Source organism: Streptomyces sp. NPDC104581, from assembly GCF_055583685.1.
Window position 1 is genome coordinate 1 of the sequence record NZ_JBVJNN010000021.1, and the last position, 7,463, is coordinate 7,463.

At 74.5% G+C, this 7,463-nt stretch carries 9 protein-coding genes and 2 pseudogenes; 8 read left to right on the top strand and 3 right to left on the bottom strand.

What is annotated here, in order from left to right; translation table 11 throughout:
- Positions 1–100 (top strand): annotated as a pseudogene (locus tag ACZ61E_RS18605) (IS481 family transposase); the annotation flags it as partial.
- Between the two features lie 6 nt (positions 101–106).
- Here the strand turns inward: ACZ61E_RS18605 and ACZ61E_RS18610 are convergent.
- From ACZ61E_RS18610 to ACZ61E_RS18620, 3 genes are read right to left on the bottom strand one after another with little or no spacing between them, the layout of a single operon-like run.
- The gene (locus ACZ61E_RS18610; RefSeq protein WP_469700710.1) at positions 107–454 is read right to left on the bottom strand and encodes an Asp23/Gls24 family envelope stress response protein; all 348 of its coding nucleotides are present in this window, start codon (positions 452–454) and stop codon (positions 107–109) included.
- On the bottom strand, positions 451–1,155 hold the full coding sequence (locus tag ACZ61E_RS18615; protein ID WP_469700712.1) for an Asp23/Gls24 family envelope stress response protein: 705 nt from the start codon (positions 1,153–1,155) through the stop codon (positions 451–453). Before ACZ61E_RS18615 ends, ACZ61E_RS18610 begins: the two co-directional genes overlap by 4 nt.
- Positions 1,146–1,685, bottom strand: a complete 540-nt coding sequence (locus ACZ61E_RS18620; protein WP_469700713.1) for an RNA polymerase sigma factor — start codon at positions 1,683–1,685, stop codon at positions 1,146–1,148. The genes ACZ61E_RS18615 and ACZ61E_RS18620 overlap by 10 nt, the downstream gene beginning before the upstream one ends.
- Positions 1,686–1,912: 227 nt before the next feature.
- On the opposite strand from ACZ61E_RS18620, the gene ACZ61E_RS18625 reads away from it, so the two are divergent.
- The 7 genes and pseudogenes from ACZ61E_RS18625 to ACZ61E_RS18655 all read left to right on the top strand — a co-directional run bounded on the left by ACZ61E_RS18625 (position 1,913) and on the right by ACZ61E_RS18655 (position 7,427).
- Positions 1,913–2,428 carry an Asp23/Gls24 family envelope stress response protein gene (locus tag ACZ61E_RS18625; protein ID WP_469700715.1) on the top strand — a complete coding sequence of 172 codons (516 nt, stop codon included), beginning with the start codon at positions 1,913–1,915 and terminating at the stop codon, positions 2,426–2,428.
- 8 nt (positions 2,429–2,436) lie between these two features.
- Positions 2,437–2,622, top strand: a complete 186-nt coding sequence (locus ACZ61E_RS18630; protein ID WP_469700716.1) for a hypothetical protein — start codon at positions 2,437–2,439, stop codon at positions 2,620–2,622.
- On the top strand, positions 2,619–3,758 hold the full coding sequence (locus ACZ61E_RS18635; protein ID WP_469700717.1) for a DUF6286 domain-containing Asp23/Gls24 family envelope stress response protein: 1,140 nt from the start codon (positions 2,619–2,621) through the stop codon (positions 3,756–3,758). Before ACZ61E_RS18630 ends, ACZ61E_RS18635 begins: the two co-directional genes overlap by 4 nt.
- Positions 3,724–4,377, top strand: coding sequence for an Asp23/Gls24 family envelope stress response protein (locus ACZ61E_RS18640; protein ID WP_469700718.1), 654 nt, complete (start codon positions 3,724–3,726; stop codon positions 4,375–4,377). The genes ACZ61E_RS18635 and ACZ61E_RS18640 overlap by 35 nt, the downstream gene beginning before the upstream one ends.
- 167 nt (positions 4,378–4,544) lie before the next feature.
- Positions 4,545–5,366, top strand: a pseudogene (locus ACZ61E_RS18645) (YihY/virulence factor BrkB family protein); the annotation flags it as partial.
- Between the two features lie 90 nt (positions 5,367–5,456).
- Positions 5,457–6,113, top strand: a complete 657-nt coding sequence (locus ACZ61E_RS18650) for an HD domain-containing protein (RefSeq protein WP_469700879.1) — start codon at positions 5,457–5,459, stop codon at positions 6,111–6,113.
- 87 nt (positions 6,114–6,200) lie between these two features.
- Positions 6,201–7,427, top strand: coding sequence for a Cmx/CmrA family chloramphenicol efflux MFS transporter (locus tag ACZ61E_RS18655; protein WP_469700881.1), 1,227 nt, complete (start codon positions 6,201–6,203; stop codon positions 7,425–7,427).
- Positions 7,428–7,463: the final 36 nt, after the last annotated feature.

A 7,463-nucleotide genomic window follows, 5' to 3' on the forward strand; every position in this document is an offset into this window, starting at 1 on the left:
AGACTTCCTCCACACCTACAACCACCACCGCAGCCACACCGCACTCGGCGGCCAGCCACCCATCACCCGCGTCAACAACCCTGCGGGTCAATACAGCTAGGGTCTGTCAGACGAGGCCGGTGACCGTCACCGTGACCGTCGCGGTCACGGCGATACCGGCCGGGTCACCGGCCGCCGCCACCGCTCCGAGGACCGCCTCCCGCACCGCACGCGTGACATCCAGCGTGCGGTGCGTGCGCCGGGCGACGAGGTGGACCTCGATGTGCCAGGAGGCGGCGTCCGCGCCCGGCCGCACCCGTATGCCGGGCCTCCGCCGGTCGCGCGACGCGTAGGACGCCCGGACCAGGTCGGCGATGCCGGGGCGCAGGAAGGCCACCCCCGGCACCCGCTCCACGGCCTCGGCGGCGGCCAGCGCCAGCCGGTCCCTCGTCGCGACGGTCTCGTTCCGCGTCATCGGCCCTCTCCTGCGTCTGCGTCGCGCCCGTCGCGCCCGTCGTCCGCGCCGCCCGCGCCGTCCGCGCCGCCCGCGTCGAAGAGGTCGACGACGAGCACGTCGATGCTCTCCACCTCGATACCGATGGTGTCGCGTGCCGCCTCGCCCACCCGCGCCCGGATCCTCTCGGCGAGGTCCGGCAGGCTGAGGTGGAGTCCGGCCGCGACCTCCAGCCGTACGCGGACGGGCCCGCGTTCGCGCGGGCTGACGCGGCAGCTCCCCGCCCGTACCCCCGGCAGCGACTCGGCCGCGCCCCGGAAGGCCCGCGCGGCGGCGGCCTCCACGATCCACAGGTCCTCGTCGGGTGCGCCGAGCGGCAGGGGGCGGCCGGGCCGCAGCTCCAGCCGCACGATGTCCATGACGCGGGCCGTGAGGTCGGAGAGTTCGGCCGGTGCGGGCCGCTCGGCCGCGCGTGTCCGGTCGACGGCCTCGCCGAGCGCGGCGAGATCGGCCAGTGCGGCGGAGCAGTAGGGGCACTCCACGAGATGCGGATCGGTGACGCCGGGCGGGGCGCCCGTCGTGTCACGGTCGTCCCAGGCGTCCCAGACGGCGCTCAACTCCCGCCCGCACGAGAGCAGTTCGGCCTCGTTGTCGGCGGATTCCCCTTCGCCCCCCACGCCGTCCTCCGGCCCGGGGCGGTCGGGATGCGCGTTCAGCGCCATGCGCTCATCGCCTCCGTCAGATAGCGGCGTGCGCGGAAGACCCTGCCCCGGACCGCCACCAGGCTGATCCCGACCGTCTCCGCGATGTTCTCGTAACTCATCCCGTGCAGCTCGCGCAGCACCCAGCAGGCGCGTTGCTCGGGCGAGAGCCCGATCATGGCCACCGCCAGCGCGCGTACGGCGGCGTGCGACTCGGCGGCGCGCGCCGGGGACGACTCGTGCTCGGGCGCGGCCGGTTCGGGCACGGAGTCCAGATCCGTCGCCGGGCGGCGGGCACGCAACTGGTTGAGGCACCGGTTGGTGACGATCCGGTACATCCAGGTGCTGAACTCCGCGTCGCCCCGGAACTCGGGCAGCTTGCGCCAGGCGCTCACGAAGGCGTCCTGTACGGCGTCCTCGGCCTCGGTCCGGCTGCCGAGGAGCCGGGTGGCGAGCTGGAGCATCACCGGCCCGTAGTCGCGCACGAGCGTCTCGAACGCTTCCTCGTCGCCCTCGCCCGCGCGTACCGCCAGCAGGTTGTCGCCGGGCACTCACCGACTCCTCTCGCCGCTCGTCGTATCCGTGTTCCCCGGGTCCGGCACGGCCCCTCACACGTCTTCGACACGGGGGACGGCCGATCGTCACGCGCGTTCGGCGAAAAAAAGAATTCCGGCGAACTCGCGTGACGAAACCCGGCTACCCGTGTCCAACGAGACGACAAGCGCGAACGGCACGTGTACGACAACCACGTGAACGACACGGAGAAGGAGGCTGTCCCATGGCAGCGACCCAGACGGCACCGGCCCAGAAGGCGTCCCCCACCCCCACGGCGGTGGCGAACCCCGGCTCGGCGGGCTCGACCACCCTCGGCAGCGGCGCGACCGGGGCCACCGAACCCGCGGCCACGCGCGGCCGGACCTCCATCGCGGATGTCGTCGTCGTGAAGATCTCCGGCATGGCGGCGCGTGAGATCCCCGGCGTGTACGACATGGGTGGCGGCCTGTCGCGGACGCTCGGCGCCGTACGCGACCGGGTACCGGGCGGACGCCCCAACGTCGGCCGCGGCGTCAAGGTCGAGGTCGGCGAGCGCCAGACCGCCATCGATCTGGACCTCGTGGTCGAGTACGGCGTACCGATCAGCGACGTCGCCCGCGACGTGCGCGAGAACGTCATCGCGGCCGTCGAGCGGATCACCGGTCTTGAGGTCGTCGAGGTGAACGTCACCGTCAACGACGTGCATCTGCCGGACGACGAGGACGAGTCGAGCAGCGGCACCGACACGCGCGTCGAGTGAGCGGCCCGATGAACGCGTCTCTGGTGGGACTGGCCGCCGGCATGGCCCTGGGCTTCGCGGGCTGGTTCGGCGGGTTCGGGGCGTTCCTGCTGGTGGCCGCGCTCGGAGCGGTGGGCTTCGTGGCGGGTCGGCTGGTCGACCAGGGCATCAGCCTGCGCGAGTTCCTGGACCCTGACGAGCGGAAGCGCCGGTGAGCGCGGACCCCGCGCGCCCGGCGCCCCCGCCCGCGCCGCCGGTTCCGCGGGTGCCGCCGGCCGACCGCGGCAGTACGCGGATCGCGGACCGGGTGGTACGGCGGGTGGCGGGCCGGGCCGCGGACGAGGTGCTGGGACCGGGCGGGGGCCGGGTCGTGCGTGCGTCGGCCGAGGTGCGCGGCAGCCGGGTGGACGGCGTCCATCTCGACGTCGGCCTCGCCTACCCCGTACCTCTCGAAACGTCCGGTGCGGAACTCCAGCGGCGCGTGACCGAACGCACCGCGTATCTCACGGGCCTGACGGTCAGCCGTACGACGGTCCGGATCACCCGCCTCGCGCAGTCGGCGGCCGAACCCGCCGGGCCGGCGGAGGCGGCGGAGTCCCCGCGCCGCGCCGCGCGCCGCCCCTGGTCCCAACGGCGCGTCCCGGCGGCCGTGTTCGCGCTGCTCGGGGCGGCCGTGTGCGGGGTGCTGCTCGCCGATGTCGTCGCGGTGGCGTTCGGCCGCGAGCCGTCGGACGTGCGCCTGCGCACGGTGGACTGGATGACGGGCCACGGGCCGGCCGACACGGCGGTGGCCGCCGTCGCCGCCGCGGCGACGGTGGCCGGCCTGTGGACGCTGCTGGTGGCGCTCACCCCCGGACTGCGCGGCCGGCTGCCGATGTCGACCGGGCCGGCGGGGCCGACGGCATCAGTGGGGGCGACGGCATCGGCGATGCCGGGCGCGACCGCCGCCGCCGTCGACAGGCCGGCGGTGGCCGCCCTCGTACGTCATCGCGCGGCCGACGTGCCCGGCGTCTCGCGCGTACGGGTCACTGCCCGGCGCCGCCGGATCGCCGTGCGCGCGCGGATCGGTTTCGGGGACCCGGCCGACACGCGCGAGGCGCTCCTGCGGGCCGCCGGCGAGGTCGTCGCCGGTCTCGGTCTGGCGAAGCGGCCGCGCGTACGGGTGCGGGTGAGCCGCGACGCGTACTGGCAGCCGCCCGGCGCGCACGACGGTGAGTCCGGCCACGAGCGGGACGGCGGACACGACCACGAAGGACACGACCGCGAACGGCACGACCACGGACCGCAGGACCACGACCAGAAGGAGGCGACCTCCCATGCCCCGCCCCCGGCTCCGGCCTCGGCCCCGTAGCGCCGTCGACCGCGCCCTGCTGGCCGTGATCGGCGCGGGTCTGACCGGTGCGGGGGCGTGGGTCCTGACCGGCCACGGAACCGTACGCGAGCGTCTGCCCGGCTGGTGGCCCGAGGCGGCCACCGTCCGGCCCGACGCCGCGCTGGCGGACCGCGCGCTGCTCTCCCGGCTGCGCGACCACGGCTGGTGGACCCCGGCCGTGATCGCGGCGCTCGCCGCCCTGTTCGTGCTCTGCCTGTGGTGGTTGCTGGCCCAGTTCCGGACGGGTCAGCCGCGCACGCTCCGCCTCCCGCGTCCGGGGCTCGGGCTCCGTACCCGCGCGCTGACGGCCGCCATGGAGGAGCGGACGGAGCGGATCCCGGGAGTGAACCGTGCGCGGGTGACACTGTCGGGCCGGCCGCGCCGGCCGCGTGCGACGTTCTCCGTACGGCTGGAACCGGACGCCGTCCCGGCGGACGTCGTCCGGCGGATCGACACCGGTCCGGTCGCGGACGCGCGGGCGAGCGGCGAGGGCACGGTGCGCGTGGAAGCGGTCGTACGGCTCAGGGCCCCGGCACGCGCTCCGGCGCGCTCGCGCGGACTGCGCCGGGCCGACACCACACGTGCGCCGCTGCTCTGAACCGCGTCGGACGCCCGTGGCAGGGCACCCTGAGGTCAAGCGGCACGGCGGACCGGCCGCGGGCAGGTCACGGGGGTGCCCGTGCCCCCGCGACCGCCGTACCCGCCGCCCGAATCCGCGACCGTCGACACGACCGCCGCACACGAACACCGAACGGGGAGACGAGAGTGCCCAAGTCCCGCCCGGCGCACGCCTGGTGGCACCCGCATCCACCGCGCGCCAAGCGTCCCCCGCGCGACGCCCGCCGCTTCGTCCGCGCGCTCCGGCGCACCCCGATCGCGCTGTGGCGTGACGACGCCACGGACTGGGCCGCCGCCCTCACGTACTACACCGTCCTCGCGATCGTCCCGGCGCTCCTGGTGACCGTGGCGTCCATCGGTCTCGCCGGCAGCGACGCGGCGGGCGAACTGGCCGACCAGATCACCTCACTGGTCCCGGCGCAGTCGAAGCACCTGATCAGCGACGCGCTCGACCAGATGACCCGCCAGCGCACCGCCGCCTGGCTGCTGACGATCTTCGGCACGGTCGGCGCGCTCTGGTCCTCCTCCAGCTATCTGGGTGTCTTCCGGCGCGCGCTGCACCGTATGCACGGCGCGGTCGACCACCGTCCGCCGTGGCGCACGGCCCCGCGCATCGTGGTCACGGCGTGCGCGCTGCTCGCGCTGCTCGTCACGAGCGCGTTCACGCTGGTGCTGACGGGCGACGCGGTCCGCCGGATCGGTCCCCTGCTGGGCGTGGGGAGCACGGGAAGCGTGGTGTGGTCGGTTCTGAAGTGGCCGCTGCTGCTGGCGCTCGCGGCGGTCCTCGTCCTCGTCGTGTTCCGTACGGGTCCGCCCGGCACCCGCCATCTGCGCAGCGCGCTGCCCGGCGGAGTGCTCGCGGTGCTGCTCTGGCTGCTGATGTCGGCGGGGTTCGCGGTGTACGCGGCCCACTCGGGGACGTACAGCCGGCTCTACGGCTCGCTCGCGGGCAGCATCGTCTTTCTCATCTGGCTGTGGCTGACGAATCTGTCGCTGGTGGCCGGCGCCCAGTTCAACGCGGAGCTGGCCGCCGGGGACAGGGCTCTAAGCTCTCCCTCCATGTCCGTTCACGACGCCCTCCGCAGCCGCTGGCTGCGCACCCTCGACGCGGTACGCGACGGGGAGAGCGCCCCCGAGCCGCTCCCCGACCCCCTCCCCTACGCCGAGAACCTGATGGCCCGCTGGGCCGAGCCCCAGCGCCGGTACCACAACACCGATCACCTGCTGGCCGTCCTGGACCACGTCGACACCCTCGCCGAGTACGCGGCCGACCCCGAAGCCGTACGGCTCGCCGCCTGGTTCCACGACGCCGTCTACCGCCCCGACCGCTCCGAGAACGAGGAGCGCAGCGCCGTGCTCGCGGTCCGCGCCCTCACCGAGCTGGGCGTACGGGCCGACGTCACGGACGAGGTCGCCCGTCTCGTGCGCCTCACCGTCACCCACGATCCGGCGCCCGGCGACACCAACGGCGAGGTGCTGTGTGACGCGGATCTCGTGATCCTCGCGTCGGGGCCGGAGGCGTACGAGGCGTACACGCGCGCCGTACGGGAGGAGTACGGCTTCGTCCCGGACGACGCGTTCCGGGCGGGCCGGGCGGCCGTGCTGCGCCAACTCCTGGACCTGGAAAGGCTGTTCAGGACACGGCACGGGGCGGAGCTGTGGGAGGGGCGGGCCCGGCAGAACCTCACGGCCGAACTGGAGACGCTCACCCGCTGACCGGCGCGGTCAGGAATGACGGAGCGGGGGCCGGTGGTTGTACGTGCCATGCCTGACTCCGCTCCCGTCGCGCCCAGCCGCGCCCGCATGCCACTCGCCGTGTACATACTCGGGCTCTCCGTCTTCGCCCTCGGAACCAGTGAGTTCATGCTGTCCGGGCTGCTGCCGCCGATCGCCGAGGACATGGACGTCAGCATCCCGAAGGCCGGTCTGCTGATATCCGCCTTCGCGATCGGCATGGTGGTCGGCGCCCCGCTGCTCGCCGTGGCGACACTGCGGCTGCCGCGCCGTACGACGCTCATCGCGCTGATCTCCGTCTTCGGCCTCGGCCAGGTCGCGGGCGCGATCGCGCCCAACTACGAGGTGCTGTTCGTCTCACGTGTCGTCAGCGCGTTCGCCTGCGCGGGCTTCTGGGCGGTCGGCGCGGCGGTCGCCATCGCGATGGTGCCGCAGACGGCGCGTGCCCGCGCGATGGCCGTGATGATCGGCGGGCTGTCGATCGCGAACGTGCTCGGGGTGCCGGCGGGGGCGTTCCTCGGTACGCATCTGGGCTGGCGTTCCGCGTTCTGGGCGGTGGGCGCGGCGTCCGCCGTCGCGCTGGTCGGTGTCGCGACGCTGATCCCGCGCATCCCGCTGCCGGAGCGCAAGCCGGAACTCAGGCGCGAGCTGCTGATCTACCGCGACCGCCAGGTGTGGCTGGCGATCGCGATCACGGCGCTCGCGGCGGGCGGGGTCTTCTGCGCGTTCTCCTATCTGGCCCCGCTGCTGACGGACGTGGCCGGTCTCGACGAGGGCTGGGTCCCGACGGTGCTCGCGCTGTTCGGCGTCGGCGCGCTGATCGGCACGGTGATCGGCGGCCGGGTCGCGGACGCGCATCTCTTCGGGGTGCTGCTGAGCGGGGTGGTCGCCTCGACGGTGTTCCTGGCCGCGCTGGCACTGGTGGCGTCGAGCGCGGTGGCGGTGGTGGTGCTGTCGCTGCTGCTCGGTTTCTCGGCGTTCTTCACGGCGCCGGCGCTGAACGCGCGGATGTTCAACGTGGCGGCGGCGGCACCGATCCTGGCGGGCGCGACGGCGACGTCGGCGTTCAACCTCGGCAACACGGGCGGCCCGTGGCTGGGCGGCACGGTGATCGACGCGGGGTTCGGCTTCGCCTCGACGGCGTGGGCGGGGGCGGCGATGACGGTGCTGGCGGCGGGCCTGGTGGCCCTCGCGATGCGCCACCAGCGGCCGGGCGGCACCCGCGTGATCGCGAAGGGGGCGAACCGGCCCCGCCCGGTGGCCGAGGACGCCTCACCGGCCCGCCCGACGGCCTGACCCGCGTTGGGACGGGCCCGCGAAGTCCCGCCCGGC